Source organism: Pseudomonas sp. NPDC086581, assembly GCF_044746165.1.
In the GTDB taxonomy this organism is placed as follows: domain Bacteria; phylum Pseudomonadota; class Gammaproteobacteria; order Pseudomonadales; family Pseudomonadaceae; genus Pseudomonas.
This window is the reverse complement of the sequence record NZ_JBIVBR010000013.1, coordinates 111,905-131,472: the sequence shown is the minus strand read 5'-3', so window position 1 is coordinate 131,472 and position 19,568 is coordinate 111,905. Positions and strand designations below refer to the sequence as shown.

Genomic DNA, 19,568 nt, shown 5'->3' with positions numbered 1-19,568 from the left:
CGGCCGCTCGCGGGCTTGAAAATGCCTGCGAATGCCTTCATCTTGTCCTTCACGTATATCCCCGATTGGAACGATCGAATGACTGACACCCGCAACGGCGAGGACAACGGCAAGCTGCTGTATTGCTCCTTCTGCGGCAAGAGCCAGCACGAAGTGCGCAAGTTGATTGCCGGCCCCTCGGTCTTTATCTGCGACGAGTGCGTCGACCTGTGCAATGACATCATCCGTGAGGAGGTGCAGGAAGCACAGGCGGAGAGCAGTGCGCATAAGCTACCGGCGCCGAAAGAGATCCGCACCATCCTCGATCAGTACGTGATCGGCCAGGAACGTGCCAAGAAAACCCTGGCAGTAGCGGTTTATAACCACTACAAGCGCCTGAATCAGCGTGAGCGCAAGGACGATGTCGAGCTAGGCAAGAGCAACATCCTGCTGATCGGGCCGACCGGCTCGGGCAAGACCCTGCTTGCCGAGACATTGGCCCGTCTGCTTAATGTTCCCTTCACCATCGCCGATGCCACCACCCTCACCGAGGCTGGCTACGTGGGCGAGGACGTCGAGAACATCATCCAGAAGCTTCTGCAGAAGTGCGACTACGATGTCGAGAAGGCCCAGATGGGTATCGTCTACATCGACGAAATCGACAAGATCTCGCGCAAGTCCGACAACCCGTCGATCACCCGCGACGTGTCCGGCGAAGGCGTTCAGCAGGCTCTGCTGAAGCTGATCGAAGGTACCGTGGCTTCCGTGCCGCCCCAGGGCGGCCGCAAGCACCCGCAGCAGGAGTTCCTGCAGGTCGACACCCGTAACATCCTGTTTATCTGCGGTGGCGCGTTCGCTGGCTTGGAAAAGGTCATCCAGAACCGTTCTACCAAAGGCGGCATCGGATTCAACGCCGAGGTTCGCAGCCAGGAAGCGGGTAAAAAGGTGGGGGATGCGCTTCGCGAAGTCGAGCCGGAAGATCTGGTGAAGTTTGGCCTGATTCCGGAGTTTGTCGGTCGTTTGCCGATCATCGCGACGCTCGAAGAGCTGGACGAAGCTGCGCTGATGCAGATTCTGACCGAGCCGAAGAACGCGTTGACCAAGCAGTACGCCAAGCTCTTCGAAATGGAAGGTGTGGACCTTGAGTTCCGCCCGGACGCACTCAAGGCCGTTTCCCGTCGCGCGCTGGAGCGCAAGACCGGCGCCCGTGGCTTGCGTTCGATCCTCGAAGGCATCCTGCTCGACACCATGTACGAAATCCCCTCGCAGAACGACGTCAGCAAGGTGGTGATCGACGAGAGTGTCATCGAGGGCTCCTCCCAGCCGCTGCTGATCTACGAGAACAGCGAGCAGCCGGCCAAGGCTGCACCTGACGCCTGAAACCAGAAGGGGCCCTAGGGCCCCTTTTTTCTTCCCATCTACCGCGCTTGTTTTTTCCTAGCCCTAACCCCATCTTAGGCCGAAGGGTCCAATCCCATCGTTTTGGCCAAGTGCCGCTGTAGAGCCGAATATCATGAAAACACTCGTCGAGTTGCCCCTGCTCCCCCTGCGTGACGTAGTGGTGTATCCGCACATGGTCATCCCGCTTTTCGTGGGGCGAGAGAAATCAATCGAGGCCCTCGAGGCCGCCATGACCAGCGACAAGCAAATCCTGTTGCTGGCGCAGAAGAATCCGGCCGACGATGATCCGGGCGCCGATGGGCTGTACCGCATGGGTACCGTCGCCACCGTTCTGCAGCTGCTAAAGCTACCCGATGGCACCGTCAAGGTACTGGTCGAGGGCGAGCAGCGCGGCCAAGTAGAGCGCTTTATCGACGAGGATGCCTATTGCCGTGCGGAGGTTTCGATCATTGACGAGGCGACCGTCGGCGAGCGCGAATCCGAAGTCTTCACCCGCAGCCTGCTCAGCCAGTTCGAGCAATATGTGCAGCTGGGCAAGAAGGTCCCGGCGGAAGTCCTGTCCTCGCTCAACAGCATCGACGAGCCTGGCCGCTTGGTGGACACCATGGCTGCCCATATGGCGCTGAAGATCGAGCAGAAGCAGGAAATCCTCGAAATCACCGAGCTTTCGGCCCGCGTCGAGCACGTGCTGGCCATGCTGGATGCCGAAATCGACCTGCTGCAGGTCGAGAAGCGCATCCGTGGCCGCGTGAAGAAGCAGATGGAGCGCAGCCAGCGCGAGTACTACCTCAACGAGCAGATGAAGGCCATCCAGAAAGAACTGGGTGACATCGACGAAGGCCACAACGAAGTCGAGGAGTTGAAGAAGCGCATCGACGCCGCCGGCCTGACCAAGGAAGCCATGGCCAAGGCCACTGCCGAATTGAACAAGCTCAAGCAGATGTCGCCGATGTCCGCCGAGGCGACCGTGGTACGTTCCTACATCGACTGGCTGGTGAATGTGCCTTGGAAGGCCGAGAGCAAGGTGCGCCATGACCTGGACAAGGCCGAGGACATCCTTGACGCTGACCACTATGGCCTGGAAGAGGTCAAGGAGCGCATCCTTGAGTACCTCGCTGTCCAGAAGCGCGTGAAGAAGCTCAAGGGGCCGGTGCTCTGCCTGGTTGGCCCGCCCGGCGTAGGCAAGACCTCACTGGCCGAGTCCATTGCCCGCGCGACCAACCGCAAGTTCGTGCGCATGGCCCTGGGCGGTGTTCGCGACGAGGCCGAGATTCGCGGTCACCGTCGTACCTACATCGGTTCCATGCCCGGTCGTCTGATTCAGAAAATGACCAAGGTGGGCGTACGCAACCCGCTGTTCCTGCTCGACGAAATCGACAAGATGGGCAGCGACATGCGCGGGGACCCCGCGTCGGCGCTGCTGGAAGTGCTCGATCCTGAGCAGAACCATAACTTCAACGACCACTACCTCGAAGTCGATTACGACCTCTCCGATGTGATGTTCCTCTGCACGGCGAACTCCATGAACATTCCGGCAGCGCTGCTGGACCGCATGGAAGTCATCCGCCTGCCGGGTTACACCGAAGACGAGAAGATCAACATCGCCGCGAAATATCTTGTACCGAAACAGACTGCGGCCAATGGTCTCAAGAAGGGCGAGATTGTCTTCGAAGAAGCGGCTACCCGTGACATCATTCGCTATTACACCCGCGAAGCCGGTGTGCGCAGCCTTGAGCGCCAGATCGCCAAAGTATGCCGCAAGGCGGTCAAGGATGGGGGTAAGGCCAAGCGCATCGAAGCCGTAGTGACTCCGGATTCGCTGGAAAACTACTTGGGTGTGCGCAAGTTCCGCTACGGCCTGGCCGAGCAGCAGGACCAGATTGGCCAAGTCACCGGCCTCGCCTGGACCCAGGTGGGCGGCGAATTGCTGACCATCGAATCGGCCATGGTTCCCGGCAAGGGCGCACTGACCAAGACCGGCTCGCTGGGCGACGTCATGGCGGAATCCATCACCGCTGCGCTGACTGTTGTTCGTAGTCGTTCGAAGAGCCTGGGCATCGCACCAGACTTCCACGAGAAACACGATATCCACATCCACGTGCCGGAAGGTGCGACGCCGAAGGACGGCCCTAGCGCGGGCATCGGCATGTGCACCGCACTGGTTTCGGCGATCACTCAGATCCCGGTCCGTGCGGACGTTGCCATGACCGGCGAAATCACCCTTCGGGGTCAGGTGCTGGCCATTGGCGGTCTGAAGGAAAAACTTCTGGCCGCGCACCGGGGTGGAATCAAGACAGTCATCATTCCCGAGGAAAACGTACGAGACCTTAGGGAGATTCCGGATAATATTAAGGCCGATCTCGTTATTAAACCGGTTAAATGGATTGACGAAGTCCTGCAAATTGCGCTGCAATACGCCCCGGAGCCCTTGCCCGATGCGGCTCCCGAGATGGTTGCAAAGGATGAGAAGCGCGAGTCTGATTCCAAGGAGCGAATCAGCACGCATTAGTTGGGGGGCTTTCTTGACACTGTTTTTGAGCCCTTGTTATAAAGCGGCACTTGCTTTGTCAGTTGGCAAACCAGCACCTGCTTTTGCTTACACCTAACACATAGAAACATACTCAACAGAAATAAGGGGACTTAGAGTGAACAAGTCGGAACTGATCGATGCTATCGCCGCATCTGCTGATATCCCGAAAGCTGTTGCCGGTCGCGCTCTGGACGCGGTGATCGAGTCTGTAACTGGCGCCCTGAAGGCTGGTGACTCCGTCGTACTGGTAGGCTTCGGCACCTTCGCTGTCAAAGAGCGCGCTGCTCGCACCGGTCGCAACCCGCAAACCGGCAAGCCGATCAAGATCGCTGCTGCTAAGATCCCGGGCTTCAAGGCCGGTAAAGCCCTCAAGGACGCTGTCAACTAAGCGTCTTTTTGGACTTGACCTGGATCGGTTCAACTTCGGTTGGGCCGGTCACGGAGCGATGACCCGGCTGGCGTAGGTCGGTTGGAATCATCAGGGGTCACGGGCTAAATGCCCGCAAGCTCCACCAGTTACGAGAAGGCGCATCCTCGGATGCGCCTTTCTTATATCCGCTTTTTTTCCACGCCGCGCCGCCATTGACGGTGGGTCGTGGCCGCGTCGGGGGCCGCATGCTGCAAAACATCAGGGACAATTCCCAAGGCTGGATCACCAAGACCATCCTGGGCGTGATCGTTGTCCTCATGGCTTTGACCGGGTTCGATCAGATCATTCGCGCAACCCATCACGAGAACGTCGCTGCTCAGGTCAACGGTGATGACATTAGTCTGCCGGAACTGCAGCAGGCTGCGGACATGCAGCGTCGCCAGCTGATGCAGCGTCTGGGCAAGGACTTCGATTCGTCCATGCTCGACGACAAGCTGCTCAAGGACTCCGCGCTGAAGTCGCTCATCGAGCGCAAGCTGATCCTGCAGGCTGCCCAGAACGACAAGTTCGCCTTCTCCCAGCAGGCGCTGGATCAACTGATCCTGTCGACCCCTGAGTTCCAGGTGGACGGCAAGTTCAGTGCCGAGCGTTTCGACCAGGTCATTCGCCAGATGGGCTATGACCGAATGCAGTTCCGTCGCATGTTCGGCGAGGAAATGCTCATCGGTCAGCTGCGCGCCGGCATCGCCGGTACCGGCTTCGTCACCGATGACGAGCTGAATGCCTTCGCTCGCCTGGAGAAGCAGACCCGCGACTTCGCCACCCTGACCCTCAAGGCCGACCCGGCCAAGAGCAAGGTCGAGGAAAGCGAGATCAAGGCGTACTACGACGCTCATAGCTCCGAGTTCATGACGCCCGAGCAGGTCACCATCGATTATGTCGAGCTGAAGAAGTCCGCCTTCTTCGACCAGGTGGAGGTGAAGAAGGAAGACCTCGATGCCCTCTATCAGAAGGAGATCGCCGGTCTGGCCGAGCAGCGCGACGCCGCGCATATCCTGATCGAGGTGAACGACAAGCAGAACGACCAGCAGGCCAAGGCCAAGATCGACGAGATCAAAGCACGCCTGGACAAGGGTGAAGACTTCGCCAAGCTGGCCAAGGAGCTGTCCAACGACACCGGTTCCGCCGCCAACGGTGGTGACCTGGGCTTCGCCGGTCGTGGCGTGTATGACCCGGCCTTCGAAGAGTCGCTGTATGCACTGAAGAAGGGCGAAGTCTCCGCCCCGGTGAAGACCTCCTACGGCTGGCACCTGATCAAGCTGCTAGGCGTCGAAGCACCGGAGGTTCCGACCTTCGACAGCCTCAAGGCCAAGCTGGAGCACGAAGCCAAGACCCAACTGGTCGAGCAGCGCTTCGTCGATGCGACCAAGCAGCTGGAAAGCTCCGCCTATGAAGCCTCCGATCTGGGCCAGCCGGCTCAGGACCTGGGTCTGAAGGTGCAGACCAGCAAGCCGTTCGGCAAGGAAGGTGGTGAGGGCGTGACTGCCAACCGCCAGGTCATCCAGACCGCTTTCAGCGCTGAAGTGCTGGAAGAGGGCGCCAATAGCGGCGCCATCGAACTCGACCCGGATACCGTGGTCGTGTTGCGCGTGAAGGAGCACCACAAGCCTGAGAAGGAAACCCTGGAACAGGTGAGTGCCGATATCCTCAAGCGTCTGCAGGTCGAGCACGCCGCCACCGATGCCAAGGCTCGTGGCGAAGCGCTGCTGGCTGGTCTGCGCGACGGCAAGATCCCGCTGACCCAGGCTCAGGAAGGTCAGGACTGGAAAGTCGTGGAAGCGGCAGCCCGTGGTCAGGAAGGTGTCGACCCGGTGGTGCTGCAGAGCGTGTTCCGCATGGCTCGTCCGGAAGGTGCCGGCAAGCCCAGCCTGGGTGGCGTCGCACTGCAGAGCGGCGACTTCGTGCTGGTCAAGCTCAGCGGTGTGAACGAGCCTACCGCCAAGCCGACCGAAGAAGAGAAAGCGATGTACCAGCGCTTCCTTGCCTCGCGTAGCGGCCAGGACGATTTCGCTGCGTTCCGTCGCTACCTGCAGGATCAGGCGAAGATCGAGAAGTTCGACGACGCCAAGAAGTAAGAAACAGGGGCCGCGCAAGCGGTCCTGGTTTTCAGTAGAAAGAAAAAGGCCGCTGATGCGGCCTTTTTCTTTGCCCGGTTGAAAGCCTCAATCGTCGCTCAGCGGACCCATCGCCGTGGTGTTGAAGCCGCCATCGACATAAAGAATTTCGCCGCTGATACCGCTGGCCAGGTCCGAGCAGAGGAAGGCGCCGGCGTTGCCGACCTCCTCGATGGTGACGTTGCGCCGCAGTGGGGTCTGGCGCTCGTTGGCGGCGAGCATCTTGCGGAAGCTCTTGATGCCTGACGCTGCCAGGGTGCGGATCGGGCCGGCGGAGATGGCGTTGACGCGGGTGCCTTCCGGGCCGAGGCTGGCGGCCAGGTAGCGCACGCCGGCTTCCAGGCTGGCCTTGGCCATGCCCATGACGTTGTAGTTGGGCATCGTGCGCTCGGCGCCCAGGTAGGAGAGTGTCAGCAGGCAGCCGTTGCGGCCCTGCATCAGTTCGCGGCCGGCCTTGGCCAGGGCGACGAAGCTGTAGGCACTGATGTCGTGGGCGATGCGGAAGCCGTCGCGGGTGGTGACTTCGGTGAAGTCGCCGTCGAGCTGCTCGCCCGGTGCGAACCCCACCGAGTGGACGATGCAGTCCAGGCCGTCCCACTGCTTTGCCAGTGCGGCGAACACGGCTTCGATGTCTGCATCGCTGGCCACGTCGCAGGGGAAGCACAGCTCGGCGCTGGAGCCCCAGCCGGCGGCGAACTCCTCGACGCGGCCCTTGAGCTTGTCGTTCTGGTAGGTGAAGGCGAGCTCGGCGCCTTCGCGGTGCATCGCCGCGGCGATGCCGGAGGCGATGGACAGCTTGCTGGCGACACCGACGATCAGTACGCGTTTACCGGCGAGAAACCCCATGTCATTGCTTCCTTGTCTGCAGCTGGTTCAGCCTTGCGTGGGCACCAAGAAGGCTGCCTCCAGTAGTTGCTGTGTGTAGGCATGCTGTGGCGCGGCAAAGACGTCTTCGGCCATGCCCTGTTCGACCACCTTGCCGTGGCGGATCACCATCAGCTGGTGACTGAGGGCTTTCACTACAGCCAGGTCGTGGCTGATGAACAGGTAGGTCAGGTTGTACTTGGCCTGCAGTCCGCGCAGCAGTTCGACGACCTGGCGCTGCACGGTGCGGTCCAGTGCCGAAGTCGGTTCGTCCAGCAGGATCAGCGCCGGCTTGAGCACCAACGCGCGGGCGATGGCGATGCGCTGCCGCTGGCCCCCGGAAAACTCGTGGGGGTAGCGGTGGCGGGTGTCCGGGTCGAGTCCGACTTCCTTGAGCGCCTCGATGATCGCTTGCTCGCGTTCCTCTTGCGTGCCCATGCCGTGGATCTCCAGACCTTCACCCACGATCTGGCCCACCGACATGCGCGGGCTGAGGCTGCCGAACGGGTCCTGGAAGACTACCTGCATCTCGCGGCGCAGTGGCCTGACTTCCGCCTGGTTCATGTCTTCGATGGCCTGGCCCTCGAAACGGATGCCGCCCTGGCTGTTGATCAGTCGAAGGATAGCCAGGCCGAGCGTCGACTTGCCCGAGCCGCTTTCGCCGACAATGCCCAGGGTCTGGCCACGTGGCAGGCTGAAGTCGATGCCGTCGACCGCCTTGACGTGGTCGACGGTCTTGCGGAAGACGCCTTTCTTGATCGGGAACCACACGCGCAGGTCGTCGACCTCCAGCAGCGGCGTTCCAGGCTCGTTCTGCGCGGGGGTGCCACTGGGCTCGGCACCGAGCAATTCGCGCGTGTAGGGGTGCTGTGGGGCCGCGAAGAGGGTATCGCAATCGGCCTGCTCGACGATGCAGCCGCGTTTCATCACGCAAACGCGATGGGCGATGCGCCGGACGAGGTTGAGGTCGTGGGTGATCAGCAGCATCGCCATGCCCAGGCGCTGTTGCAGGTCGCGCAGCAGGTCGAGGATTTTCAGCTGTACCGTGACGTCCAGCGCCGTGGTCGGTTCGTCGGCGATCAGCAGCTCCGGCTCGCAGGCCAGCGCCATGGCGATCATCACCCGCTGCCGCTGGCCGCCGGACAGTTCGTGCGGGTAGGCCTTGAGTCGGCTGGCGGGGTTGGGAATGCCGACCAGATCGAGCAGCTCCAGCGTGCGTGCGCGGGCCTGGTTGCCGCTCATGCCCTTGTGCAGTGCGAGCACTTCGCCGATCTGCTTCTCGATGGTGTGCAGCGGGTTCAGCGAGGTCATGGGTTCCTGGAACACCATGGCGATGCGGTTGCCGCGGATGCCGCGCAACTTGCGCTCGGGCAGCTTGAGCAGGTCCTTGCCGGCGTAGTGGATGCTGCCGGAGGGATGGCTGGCGGTGGGGTAGGGCAGCAGGCGCAGGATGGAGTGCGCGGTGACTGACTTGCCGGAGCCGCTTTCGCCTACCAGCGCGAGGGTCTCGCCCTTGCGGATGTCGAAGCTGATGTGTTCCACCGCGCGGACCTGTTCGTCGCCGCAGAGGAAGTCGACGGAGAGGTCGCGGACTTCGATGAGGTTCTCGTTCTGGCTCATGTCACTTCCTCGGGTCGAAGGCATCGCGGGCGGCTTCGCCGATGAACACCAGCAGGCTCAGCATCACGGCCAGCACCACGAAGGCGGTGATGCCCAGCCAGGGCGCCTGCAGGTTGGACTTGCCCTGGGCAACCAGCTCGCCCAGCGACGGCGCGCCGGCGGGCAGGCCGAAGCCGAGGAAGTCCAGGGAGGTCAGGGTGCCGATCGCGCCGGTGAGGATGAAGGGCATGAAGGTCAGGGTGGAGATCATCGCGTTGGGCAGGATGTGGCGGAACATGATCGCCCCGTTGCGCATTCCCAGGGCGCGGGCGGCGCGTACGTACTCGAGGTTGCGGCCACGGAGGAACTCGGCGCGCACCACGTCCACCAGGCTCATCCAGGAAAACAGCAGCATGATGCCCAGCAGCCACCAGAAACCCGGCTGTACGAAGCTGGCGAGGATGATCAGCAGGTAGAGCACCGGCAGGCCCGACCAGATTTCGAGGAAGCGCTGGCCGAGCAGGTCGATCCAGCCGCCGTAGAAGCCTTGCAGCGCGCCCACGGCGACGCCGACGATGGAGCTGAGCACGGTGAGGATCAGGGCGAACAGCACCGACACGCGGAAGCCGTAGATTACTCGCGCCATGACGTCGCGCGCCTGGTCGTCGGTGCCCAGCCAGTTCTCCGCGCTGGGCGCTGAGGGAGCCGGTACTCGCAGGTCGTAGTTGATGGTGTCGTAGCTGTAGGCGATCGGCGGCCAGAGAATCCAGCCGTTCTTCTGCGCGATCTGCTCACGCATGTACGGGCTCTTGTAGTTCGCCTCCATGGGGAACTCGCCGCCGAAGGCAGTTTCCGGGTAGCGCTTGGCCACCGGGAAGTACCACTCGCCGTCGTAACGGATCGCCAGTGGCTTGTCGTTGGCGATCAGCTCGGCGCCTAGGCTCAGGATGAACAGCGTGAGGAACAGCCAGAGTGACCACCAGCCGCGCTTGTTGGCCTTGAAGCGCGCCCAGCGGCGCTGATTGATGGGAGACAGGCGCATCGGATTACTCCCGGTTCTCGAAGTCGATGCGCGGATCGACCAGCGTATAGAGGACGTCGCTGACCAGCTTCATGATCAGGCCGAACAGGGTGAAGATGAACAGCGTGCCGAACACCACCGGATAGTCGCGGTTCAGCGCCGCCTCGAAGCTGAGCAGACCCAGGCCGTCGAGGGAGAAGATCACCTCGATCAGCAGCGAGCCGGTGAAGAAGATGCCCAGCAGGGCCGAAGGCAGGCCGGCGATGATCAGCAGCATGGCGTTGCGGAATACGTGGCCGTAAAGCACGCGACGCTCGGTCAGGCCCTTGGCGCGGGCGGTGACCACGTACTGCTTGCCGATCTCGTCGAGGAAACTGTTCTTGGTCAGCAGGGTGATGGTGGCGAAGTTGCCGATCACCAGCGCGGTGATGGGCAGCGCGAGGTGCCAGAAATAGTCGCGGACCTTGCCGCCCCAGGTCAGCTCGTCGAAGTTGTTGGAAGTCAGCCCGCGCAAGGGGAACCAGTCCCAGTAGCTGCCGCCGGCGAACAGCACCACCAGCAGGATGGCGAAGAGGAAGGCGGGGATGGCGTAACCGACGATGATCGCCGAGCTGGTCCAGACGTCGAAGTGGCTGCCGTGGCGCACTGCCTTGGCGATGCCCAGCGGGATCGACACCAGGTACATGATCAGCGTGCTCCACAACCCGAGGGAGATGGACACGGGGAGTTTCTCGACGATCAGGTCGGTGACCTTGGCATCGCGGAAGAAGCTCTGGCCGAAGTCCAGGTGCACGTAGTTCTTGAGCATGATCCAGAAGCGCTCGGGTGCCGGCTTGTCGAAGCCGTACATGCGCTCGATTTCCTTCACCAGCTCCGGGTCCAGGCCCTGGGCGCCGCGGTAGTGCGTGCCGGCGGAGGCGACTTCACCGCCGCCGCCGGAAATGCGCCCGGTGGCGCCGCCGCTGGCGGCATCGAAGCCTTCCAGCTTGGCGATCATCTGTTCCACCGGGCCGCCGGGGGCGGCCTGGATGATGATGAAGTTGATCAGCAGGATGCCGAACAGGGTGGGGATGATCAGCAGCAGGCGCCGCAGGATGTAGGCCAGCATCAGTGGGTCCCTTGGGCGACGGCGCCGTCTGCCGGCGTTTCGCTCGCGGCATTGGTATCCGTCTTGGTCGGTACGGCCTTGTCGCGGGCTTGCCACCAAGTCTGCAGCGCGTAGCTGTAGGGCGGCAGTTTTTCCGGGTGGGCGATGCGGTTCCAGTAGGCGATGCGCCAGTTGCCCAGGTACCAGTTGGGCACCACGTAGTGGCCCCAGAGCAGCGCGCGATCGAGGGCGCGGGCGTGGCGCACCAGGCTTTCGCGGGAGCCGGCGTTGATCAGGCCTTCCACCAGGGCATCGATGCCCGGATCGCGCAGGCCGATGAAGTTGCGGCTGCCGGGCTTGTCGGCGCTGCTGGAGTGCCAGAACTCACGCTGTTCGTTACCGGGCGAGCTGGACTGCGGCCAGCTGCTGACGATCATGTCGTAGTCGCGCGAGCGCAGGCGGTTGATGTATTGCGAGACGTCGACGCGGCGCAGCTGCATGTCGATGCCCAGCTCCGCGAGGTTGCGCTTGAAGGGCAGCAGCACGCGCTCGAAGTCGGCCTGGGCGAGCATGAACTCGAAGCTCAGCTGCTTGCCGTCGGGGCCGACCATCTTGTCGTTCTCGATCTTGTAGCCGGCATCCAGCAGCAGCTGGTAGGCCTTGCGCTTCTGCTCGCGGATGATGCCGCTGCCATCGCTGGTGGGCGGCACGTAGACCCGGGTGAAGACTTCCGGCGGCAGCTTGTCGCGCAGCGGCTCGAGAATCTTCAGCTCCTCGGCGTCGGGCAGCTCCTTGGCGGCCATCTCGGAGTTCTCGAAGTAGCTGCCGTCGCGCAGATAGGAGCCGAAGAACAGCTGCTTGTTGGTCCACTCGAAGTCGAACAGGTTTGTGATCGCTTCACGCACGTGCGGGTCCTGGAACACCGGGCGGCGGATGTTGAAGGCATACGCCTGCATGCCCCACGGGTTGCCGTTCACCGGCTCCTCGCGGACGATGCGGCCGTCGCGCACGGCGGGCGAGTCGTAGGCGGTTGCCCAGTTTTTCGCGATGCGCTCGTCGTTGAAGTCGAACTGCCCGGCCTTGAAGGCTTCCAGGGCGACGGTGAGGTCGCGGTAGGACTCCACCACCACGGCGTCGAAGTTGTTGAAGCCACGATTCACCGGCAGTTTCTCTCCCCACCAGTCCTTGACCTTCTCGTAGCGGATCGAACGGCCCGCCTCGACCTTGGCGATGCGGTACGGGCCGCTGCCCAGTGGCGGTTCCATGTTGGTCTTGTTGAAGTCGCGGCTGGCCCACCAGTGCTTGGGCAGGATCGACAGCTGGCCGAGGATGAGCGGCAGCTCGCGGTTGTCGCCGTGCTTGAAGTCGAAGCGCACGCGCAGCTTGTCCTCGGCCACCACCTTGTCGACATCCGCGTAATAGTTGCGGTACATCGGGTCGCCGTCCTTCATCAGCGTCTCGAAGGTGAACACGACGTCTTCGGCGGTGACCGGTGTGCCGTCCTGGAACTTCGCCTCGGGGCGCAGGTAGTAGCGGACGAAGCGGTGCTCCGGGTCCTTCTCGATCTTCTCGGCGAGCAGGCCGTATTCGGTGAAGGGTTCGTCGAGGGAGTGGAAGGTCAGGGTGTCGTAGATCAGGTTGATCTGCGGAGCGGAGTTGCCCTTGGCGATAAAGGGATTGAGGCTGTCGAAGCCGCCGAAGTCGGAGAGGCGCAGCGTGCCGCCCTTGGGTGCATCGGCATTGACGAAGTCGAAGTGCTTGAAGTTTGCCGGGTACTTCGGCGCCTCGTCATACAGGGTGATGGCGTGCTGCGGCGCGGCCTGCGCACTGCCCAGCAGTCCCAGCAACAGGCCGGCGCAGAGCGCGGCGCGGCGGGGGCTTTTCATAGGGTTTTCTCCTGGTCTTTTTGCCACCAGGCTCGCAGGCCCAGCGTATAGGGCGGCGTGGTGACGAAAGCGAAGCGGTTGCGGTACGCCAGTCGGTGCTTGTTCAGGTACCAGTTGGGAATGCTGTAGTGCTGCCACAGCAGCACGCGGTCCAGGGCGCGTGCAGCGGCTTCCTGCTGGTCGCGGTCGCTGGCGCCAAGCAGTTTCTCGAGCATCGCGTCCACCACGGGGTTGGCAATGCCTGCGTAGTTCTTGCTGCCCTTGACTGCCACCTGGCTGGAGTGGAAGTACTGCCATTGTTCAAGGCCGGGGCTCAGGGTCTGGGGCAGGGTCATCAGAATCATGTCGTAGTCGAACTGGTCCAGACGCTGTTTGTACTGGGCGCGGTCCACGGTGCGCAAGCTCGCATCGATACCAATGCTGGCGAGGTTCTCGCGATACGGCTGGAGAATGCGTTCCAGGCTGGGGTTGACCAACAGGATCTCGAAGCGCAGTTGCTTGCCGTTGGCGTCCAGCAGGCGGTCGCCGGAGAGCTTCCAGCCGGCTTCGCCCAATAGACCCAAAGCGTGGCGCAGGGTTTCCCGCGGGATGCCGGCACCCTTGGTCACCGGCACGGTGAAGGGGCGCTTGAACAGCGCTTCGGGCAGTTGCGAGCGGTACGGCGAGAGCAGCAGCCACTCCTGGCCCTGAGGTACGCCGGTGGCCGCGAGCGTGCTGTTGGGGTAGTAGCTGCTGGCGCGCACGTACGCATCGTTGAACAGCGCGCGGTTGGTCCATTCGAAGTCGAACATCATCCCCAGAGCCTCGCGCAGGCGGCGGTCGGAGAACGTCGCGCGGCGAGTATTGAGGAACAGTGCCTGGGTCTGGGTGGGAATCTGGTGGGGGATTTCCGCCTTCACCACGTCGCCCCGGCGCACCGCCGGGAAGCGGTAGTTGCTGCGCCAGTTCTTCGCCTGGTGTTCGATGTAGACGTCGAACTCGCCGGCCTTGAAGGCTTCGAAGGCGATGCCGGCGTCACGGTAGAAGTCCACCTCGACGCGGTCAAAGTTGTACTTGCCACGATTCACTGGCAGATCCTTGCCCCACCAGTCCTTGACCCGCTCGAACACCAGGCGGCGTCCCGGCTCCACCTCGGTGATCTTGTACGGCCCGCTGCCTAGCGGTGGTTCGAAGGTGGTGGCCTGAAAGTCGCGGCCCTTCCAATAATGCTGCGGGAGTACCGGCATCTCGCCCAGGCGCAGGATCAACAGCGGGTTGTCGTGACGCTTGAAGACGAAGCGGATGCTCTGCGGCGAGAGGATATCGACCCGCTGCACTTCCTGCAGATTGGTGCGGTACATCGGGTGGCCGTGGTGCAGCAGCGTGCGATAGGAGAACGCCACGTCGTAGGCGGTGATTGGCTTGCCGTCGTGGAAACGGGCTTCCGGTCGCAGGTTGAACACCACCCAACTGCGGTCCTCGGCGTATTCCACGCTGCGCGCGATGAGGCCGTAGCTGGAGGCCGGCTCGTCGCCGGACGGGTCGTATAGGCCGGTGCCGACCATCAGCGGCTCGTTCAGCTCGCTGACGCCGTACTGCGGGAAATCCGCGGTGCTGACCGGCGGACTGCCCTTGAAGGTGTAGGGATTGAGTGTGTCGAAGGTGCCCAGGCCCATCAGCCGCAGCAGGCCGCCCTTGGGCGCCCTGGGGTTTACCCAGTCGAAATGGTCGAAGCTGGCCGGGTACTTGAGGTCGCCGAACTGGGCGTAGCCGTGGCTCTCGGTGATCTGGGCGGAGGCAGGGTGGCCCAGGAAGAGTCCCAGGAGCAGGAGAGACAAGCGACGCATCAGGCGTAGGATCCGATCCCGGCTGGCTGAAGGAGGTTAGCGTCGTACAGTAGCAGCTTGTCCTTGCTGCCAGAAGACATGCGGCCGGGGCTGTGCGCCCCGGCGCAAGGTGGAACTCAGCGGCTGGCGGTATCGAGGTACAGCGTGATGGTCTGGCCCGGCTTCAGGGCCTGGCCGCTGCGCGGGTTCCAGCGCTTGATGTGCTGCATCTCGACGTTGAAGCGCTTGGCGATCAGGTACATCGAATCGCCCTGCTTGACCTTGTAGTAGGTTGCGGTGTCCTGCTCGGCCTTGCTCTTGCTGCTGGAAGCCAGCTGGGTGGCGGCGGCGCTTTGCATCTTGAGGGTCTGGCCCGGCTTGACGCCATGGCTGTCCAGGCCGTTCCAGCGCTTGAGGTCCGCAACCTCGACGCCATTCTTCTTGGCGATGTTCCACAGGGTGTCGCCATTCTTCACGGTGTAGCTGCGAGTAGCTACACGGGCGCTGGCGATGGTCTTCGAGCTTTCGACCTGGGCCAGTTGGCGCGGGCTCTCCGGCTCGATGGTCGGACGGCCGGGCTGTCCGGGGATGACCAGGGTCTGGCCATTGCGCAGGCGGTTGGCGCTCAGGCGGTTGGCGGCCTTGAGCTCGGCGACGCTAAGACGGTAACGCTGGGCGATGCTGTGCAGGCTGTCGCCTTTGCGCACGCGGTAATGGCCGTTGTTCGAAGCCACCAGCGGTTTGACCTGCACCGGCTCCAGGTTGGCGACGCCGGCCTTGAGCGAATCCGCCTTGGCCAGCGGCACCAGCAGGTGATGCGGGCCATCCAGGGTCACGCCGCGTTTGAAGGCGGGGTTGAGCTGCTGCAGTTCGTCCTGGTCCAGATCGCCTGCGGCGGCGACCTGGGAGAGGTCCAGGCCCGGCTTGACGCGGATCGAGGTGAAGTAAGGCTGGTTGGCGATCGGGCTGAGGTTGATGCCGTAGATGGTCGGGGCATTCACCAGCTGCGACAGGGCCAGCAGCTTGGGCACGTAGTCCTGGGTTTCCTGCGGCAGCGGCAGGTTCCAGTAGTCGGTGGGCAGGCCGAGGCGCTCGTTGCGCTCGATCGCGCGGCTGACGGTACCTTCGCCGGCGTTGTAGGCGGCCAGCGCGAGCAGCCAGTCGCCGTTGAACATGTCGTGCAGGCGGTTCAGGTAGGTCAGCGCAGCGTTGGTCGACGCGGTGATGTCGCGGCGGCCGTCATAGAAGTTGGTCTGGCGCAGGTTGAAGTGCGTACCGGTGCTTGGGATGAACTGCCACAGGCCCACGGCCTGGGCGCGCGACACGGCCATCGGGTTGTACGAGCTCTCGATCATCGGCAACAGCGCCAGTTCCAGCGGCATGTCGCGCTCTTCCAGGCGCTCGACGACGTAGTGCATGTACGGCGCGCCGCGCTCGCTGGCGTTTTCCAGGAACGACTGGTTGCTCATGAACCACAGGCGCTGACGCTCGATACGCGGGTTGGTATTGAGCTGGTCCTGCAGTTGGAAGCCGCCGCGCATGCGTTCCCAGATATCGTTCTGGGCCTGGTTCCAGGCGGGGTTGAACTGCACGTCGACGGCGCGGGAGGCGCTGCGGGCCTGGTTGTTGCTGGCGGTCTGCTGGGTCGACTGGCAGCCCGCCAGGCCCGCCGCGAGGAGGACAATAGAGACTCGGATGGCGCGTGCCAATGCGTCTAGATCGGAGGTTTTTCTGGTCTTTGGCGGCATTGGCTGATGACTATGTCCGGGGCAAAAATTTCGGCGATTCTAGAAACCGAGCCGGCCCTGGTCAAGATTTCGCCAGCCTTCAGAACTGGTCCTTCCAGCGGCGAATGGTCGCAAAGACCTCTTCCGGCGTGCGGATTTGCTGGCCGCTCCGCTCGTCGGCGACTTTCTTAACGGATGTTTCCGACACGCGAAGGAAAGGATTCGTCGCGCGCTCCAGGGCAATGGAAGAAGGAAGACTGATCTTCCCTTGTTCGCGCCAGCGGCTGACTTCTTCGAAACGTGCGAGGACTTCGGGATTCTCCGGTTCGACTGCACAGGCGAAGCGCAGGTTGCTCAGCGTGTATTCGTGGGCGCAGTACACGGCGGTGCGACCGGGCAGGGCGGCCAGCCGGCTCAGCGATGCATGCATCTGCGCCGGCGTGCCTTCGAACAGGCGGCCGCAACCGGCGGCGAACAGCGTGTCGCCGCAGAACAGCAGCGGCTGCTGTTCGTCACCATGGCTATCCGTTGCATGGAAATAGGCGATGTGCCCCAACGTATGGCCGGGCACGTGGATGACTTCGAAGCCCAGGCCGAGCACTTCGACCCGGTCGCCGCCCTCCAGCGCCACGTCGCGTCCCGGAATCTTTTCCCCGGCCGGGCCCAGCACACGGGCGCCGGTTTCCGCCTTGAGGCGGGCGACGCCGCCGACGTGGTCGGCATGGTGGTGGGTGATGATGATGTCGGTCAGTTTCCAGCCGGGATGGACCTGCAGCCATTGCTCGACCGGCGCGGCGTCGCCCGGATCGACTACGGCACATTCGCGGCGGGTCACATCCTGCAACAGCCAGAGGTAGTTGTCAGAAAAGGCGGGCAGAGCATCTATCTGTATCATGGGTGGAAAGTCGCCAAGTGGTGGGCATTGGCGCATAGTAGTGCGGATACACACTTTTGTGTCGCGCTGTCCCACAGGGGGTAGTGATGATCGAAGAACCCTTCGCCCAGGCCGATGCCGACTGGCTCGAACTGATCGACCAGGCACGCCACTGGCTGTCGGGACCGATCGGCGGAATGATGCTCGCCGAAGAGCAGCAATTGCTGATCGACGAACTGGAGCGCTATTTCGGCGGCTATCTGGTGCATTACGGGCCGCATGCCGAGCTGCCGGCCAGTGTCGGCAACATCCAGCGCGGCGTGCGCCTCGGGCCACCTTTGCCCGGGGTGGAAATCGCCTGCGACGAGGCGGCCTGGCCGCTGGGCGAGCATGCCGCCGACGTGGTGCTGCTGCAGCATGGTCTGGATTTCTGCCTGTCGCCGCACCGCCTGTTGCGCGAAGCCGCGCGCAGCGTGCGTCCGGGAGGGCACCTGCTGGTGGTCGGGGTGAATCCCTGGAGCGCCTGGGGCATCCGCCATTACTTCGCCCGCGATGCCTTGCGCCGCGCGCGCTGTATCGCGCCGAGCCGGGTCTGCGACTGGCTCAATCTGCTGGGCTTCGCGCTGGAGAAACGCCGCTTCGGGTGTTATCGTCCGCCGCTTGCATCGGTGAAATGGCAGGGCCGTCTGGCCCGCATGGAGACCTGGGGCCCCGTCCTGCAGGGTTCCGGCGCCGGCTTCTATCTATTGGTGGCGCGCAAGCTGGTGGTCGGTCTGCGGCCCCTGCGTCAGCCCCGTCGCGAGCAGCGCGGCCAACTGGTGCCGCTGCCGGTGGCCAAGGTCAGCCGCCGCGATTCCGAGTCCTGAAAGCGAGCCAAATGAGCGAAGAGAAAGTCGAGATCTACACCGACGGCGCCTGCAAGGGTAACCCGGGCCCGGGTGGCTGGGGCGCCGTGCTGTTCTACAAGGGCGCCGAGCGCGAACTGTGGGGCGGCGAGCCCGAAACCACCAACAACCGCATGGAACTGATGGCCGCCATCATGGCCCTCGCGGCGCTCAAGCGGCATTGCGACGTGCGCATCGTCACCGACTCGCAGTACGTCATGCAGGGCATTACCGAGTGGATGGTCAACTGGAAGAAGCGTGGCTGGAAGACCGCCGCCAAGCAGCCGGTGAAGAATGCCGACCTGTGGCAGGCGCTGGACGAACAGGTGAACCGGCATAATGTCGAGTGGCGCTGGGTGCGCGGCCACACCGGCCACCCCGGCAACGAGCGCGCCGATATGCTCGCCAACCGTGGTGTGAGCGAACTGCCGCGCTAAGCGTCCGACTCTCAGAATCAAGGTCGCCCGAAGCCATCCGGGCGAATCAATTGCAAGAAGGTTTCACACAGAATGCGCAGCGTCGTACTCGATACTGAAACGACCGGTATGCCGGTCACCGACGGCCACCGGATCATCGAGATTGGTTGCGTCGAACTCGACGGCCGCCGCCTCACCGGCCGGCATTTCCATGTCTACCTGCAGCCTGATCGCGAGATCGACGAAGGTGCGATCGCGGTCCACGGCATCACCAATGAATACGTCAAGGACATGCCGCGCTTCCGCGAAGTGGCGGATGACTTCTTCGAGTTCATCAAGGGCGCCCAGCTGATCATCCACAACGCGGCGTTCGACGTTGGTTTCATCAACAACGAGTTCGCCCTGCTGGGGCAGACCGAGCGCGCCGACGTCGCCGACTACTGCGGCATTCTCGACACTCTGCTGATGGCCCGTGAGCGCCATCCGGGCCAGCGCAATAACCTCGACGCCCTGTGCAAGCGCTATGGCGTCGACAACTCCGGCCGTGACCTGCACGGCGCACTGCTCGATGCCGAGATTCTCGCCGACGTCTACCTGGCGATGACCGGTGGCCAGACCAGCCTGTCGCTGGCTGGCAATGGTGCCGAAGGGGATGGCAGCGGTCGTGCCACGGCCTCGGCGATTCGTCGCCTGGCGGCAGATCGTGGGCTGACCCGTGTGATTCGTGCGAGTGATGCGGAGATCGAGGCGCATCTGGCGCGCCTGGCAGTGATCGAGAAGTCCGCCGGTGGTCCGTCGCTGTGGGCGCAGATGGAAGCCCCGAAGGAGTGATCCTCCTCGCTACCTGAGAAAAGGCCCCTGAACAGGGGCCTTTTTGTTTTTCATAGGAGCGCGCAGCTTCGCTGTGGCCTGTCAGCCACGCGACGTTTTATTACAGCCGTCAGCCGGCTA

At 63.1% G+C, this 19,568-nt stretch carries 15 protein-coding genes; 7 read left to right on the top strand and 8 right to left on the bottom strand.

Features of this window, described 5'->3' with window-relative positions:
• Positions 1–78 precede the first annotated feature (78 nt).
• From clpX to ACIPK7_RS24370, 4 genes are all read left to right on the top strand, one after another.
• Complete coding sequence (gene clpX, locus ACIPK7_RS24385; protein ID WP_401090728.1) at positions 79–1,359, top strand: ATP-dependent Clp protease ATP-binding subunit ClpX; 1,281 nt, start codon at positions 79–81, stop codon at positions 1,357–1,359.
• A 133-nt stretch (positions 1,360–1,492) separates the two neighbouring features.
• Positions 1,493–3,889 (top strand): endopeptidase La, encoded by a 2,397-nt coding sequence (gene lon / locus ACIPK7_RS24380; protein ID WP_401090726.1) that lies wholly within the window; start codon positions 1,493–1,495, stop codon positions 3,887–3,889.
• Between the two features lie 136 nt (positions 3,890–4,025).
• Positions 4,026–4,298: a nucleoid-associated protein HU-beta gene (hupB, locus tag ACIPK7_RS24375; protein WP_003087931.1), complete on the top strand. Its 273-nt coding sequence runs from the start codon at positions 4,026–4,028 to the stop codon at positions 4,296–4,298.
• Between the two features lie 227 nt (positions 4,299–4,525).
• Positions 4,526–6,415: a SurA N-terminal domain-containing protein gene (locus ACIPK7_RS24370; RefSeq protein WP_401090725.1), complete on the top strand. Its 1,890-nt coding sequence runs from the start codon at positions 4,526–4,528 to the stop codon at positions 6,413–6,415.
• A gap of 87 nt (positions 6,416–6,502) precedes the next feature.
• Here ACIPK7_RS24370 and fabI read toward each other — a convergent pair whose 3' ends face one another.
• The 8 genes from fabI to gloB form a co-directional block, all read right to left on the bottom strand.
• Positions 6,503–7,300, bottom strand: coding sequence for an enoyl-ACP reductase FabI (gene fabI, locus ACIPK7_RS24365; RefSeq protein ID WP_401090724.1), 798 nt, complete (start codon positions 7,298–7,300; stop codon positions 6,503–6,505).
• A gap of 27 nt (positions 7,301–7,327) precedes the next feature.
• Positions 7,328–8,938 carry an ABC transporter ATP-binding protein gene (locus tag ACIPK7_RS24360; RefSeq protein WP_401090722.1) on the bottom strand — a complete coding sequence of 537 codons (1,611 nt, stop codon included), beginning with the start codon at positions 8,936–8,938 and terminating at the stop codon, positions 7,328–7,330.
• 1 nt (position 8,939) lies between these two features.
• Positions 8,940–9,959, bottom strand: coding sequence for an ABC transporter permease (locus ACIPK7_RS24355; protein ID WP_192433675.1), 1,020 nt, complete (start codon positions 9,957–9,959; stop codon positions 8,940–8,942).
• A gap of 4 nt (positions 9,960–9,963) precedes the next feature.
• Positions 9,964–11,046 carry a microcin C ABC transporter permease YejB gene (locus tag ACIPK7_RS24350; protein WP_081516482.1) on the bottom strand — a complete coding sequence of 361 codons (1,083 nt, stop codon included), beginning with the start codon at positions 11,044–11,046 and terminating at the stop codon, positions 9,964–9,966.
• A complete protein-coding gene (locus tag ACIPK7_RS24345; RefSeq protein ID WP_401090720.1) occupies positions 11,046–12,911 on the bottom strand; it encodes an extracellular solute-binding protein in 1,866 nt (621 codons plus the stop codon). The genes ACIPK7_RS24350 and ACIPK7_RS24345 overlap by 1 nt, the downstream gene beginning before the upstream one ends.
• Positions 12,908–14,737 carry an extracellular solute-binding protein gene (locus ACIPK7_RS24340; RefSeq protein ID WP_401090718.1) on the bottom strand — a complete coding sequence of 610 codons (1,830 nt, stop codon included), beginning with the start codon at positions 14,735–14,737 and terminating at the stop codon, positions 12,908–12,910. The genes ACIPK7_RS24345 and ACIPK7_RS24340 overlap by 4 nt, the downstream gene beginning before the upstream one ends.
• A gap of 116 nt (positions 14,738–14,853) precedes the next feature.
• On the bottom strand, positions 14,854–16,464 hold the full coding sequence (locus tag ACIPK7_RS24335) for a LysM peptidoglycan-binding domain-containing protein (RefSeq protein WP_401090716.1): 1,611 nt from the start codon (positions 16,462–16,464) through the stop codon (positions 14,854–14,856).
• A 79-nt stretch (positions 16,465–16,543) separates the two neighbouring features.
• On the bottom strand, positions 16,544–17,338 hold the full coding sequence (gloB, locus tag ACIPK7_RS24330) for a hydroxyacylglutathione hydrolase (RefSeq protein WP_192433649.1): 795 nt from the start codon (positions 17,336–17,338) through the stop codon (positions 16,544–16,546).
• An 89-nt stretch (positions 17,339–17,427) separates the two neighbouring features.
• On the opposite strand from gloB, the gene ACIPK7_RS24325 reads away from it, so the two are divergent.
• The 3 genes from ACIPK7_RS24325 (at position 17,428) to dnaQ (ending at position 19,448) form a co-directional block, all read left to right on the top strand.
• Positions 17,428–18,183, top strand: a complete 756-nt coding sequence (locus ACIPK7_RS24325; protein WP_401090814.1) for a class I SAM-dependent methyltransferase — start codon at positions 17,428–17,430, stop codon at positions 18,181–18,183.
• An 11-nt stretch (positions 18,184–18,194) separates the two neighbouring features.
• A complete protein-coding gene (gene rnhA / locus ACIPK7_RS24320) occupies positions 18,195–18,638 on the top strand; it encodes a ribonuclease HI (RefSeq protein WP_192433647.1) in 444 nt (147 codons plus the stop codon).
• Positions 18,639–18,710: 72 nt separating this feature from the next.
• Complete coding sequence (gene dnaQ / locus ACIPK7_RS24315) at positions 18,711–19,448, top strand: DNA polymerase III subunit epsilon (protein WP_401090714.1); 738 nt, start codon at positions 18,711–18,713, stop codon at positions 19,446–19,448.
• Positions 19,449–19,568: the final 120 nt, after the last annotated feature.

Excerpts from the sequence above, each read along its gene's own strand:
- clpX (WP_401090728.1), top strand. The coding sequence starts at position 79 with ATGACTGACACCCGCAACGGCGAGGACAACGGCAAGCTGCTGTATTGC.
- fabI (WP_401090724.1), bottom strand. The coding sequence starts at position 7,300 with ATGGGGTTTCTCGCCGGTAAACGCGTACTGATCGTCGGTGTCGCCAGC.
- dnaQ (WP_401090714.1), top strand. The coding sequence starts at position 18,711 with ATGCGCAGCGTCGTACTCGATACTGAAACGACCGGTATGCCGGTCACC.
- ACIPK7_RS24335 (WP_401090716.1), bottom strand. The coding sequence starts at position 16,464 with ATGCCGCCAAAGACCAGAAAAACCTCCGATCTAGACGCATTGGCACGC.
- ACIPK7_RS24350 (WP_081516482.1), bottom strand. The coding sequence starts at position 11,046 with ATGCTGGCCTACATCCTGCGGCGCCTGCTGCTGATCATCCCCACCCTG.
- ACIPK7_RS24340 (WP_401090718.1), bottom strand. The coding sequence starts at position 14,737 with ATGCGTCGCTTGTCTCTCCTGCTCCTGGGACTCTTCCTGGGCCACCCT.
- ACIPK7_RS24360 (WP_401090722.1), bottom strand. The coding sequence starts at position 8,938 with ATGAGCCAGAACGAGAACCTCATCGAAGTCCGCGACCTCTCCGTCGAC.
- lon (WP_401090726.1), top strand. The coding sequence starts at position 1,493 with ATGAAAACACTCGTCGAGTTGCCCCTGCTCCCCCTGCGTGACGTAGTG.
- ACIPK7_RS24355 (WP_192433675.1), bottom strand. The coding sequence starts at position 9,959 with ATGCGCCTGTCTCCCATCAATCAGCGCCGCTGGGCGCGCTTCAAGGCC.
- ACIPK7_RS24345 (WP_401090720.1), bottom strand. The coding sequence starts at position 12,911 with ATGAAAAGCCCCCGCCGCGCCGCGCTCTGCGCCGGCCTGTTGCTGGGA.
- ACIPK7_RS24370 (WP_401090725.1), top strand. The coding sequence starts at position 4,526 with ATGCTGCAAAACATCAGGGACAATTCCCAAGGCTGGATCACCAAGACC.
- rnhA (WP_192433647.1), top strand. The coding sequence starts at position 18,195 with ATGAGCGAAGAGAAAGTCGAGATCTACACCGACGGCGCCTGCAAGGGT.
- gloB (WP_192433649.1), bottom strand. The coding sequence starts at position 17,338 with ATGATACAGATAGATGCTCTGCCCGCCTTTTCTGACAACTACCTCTGG.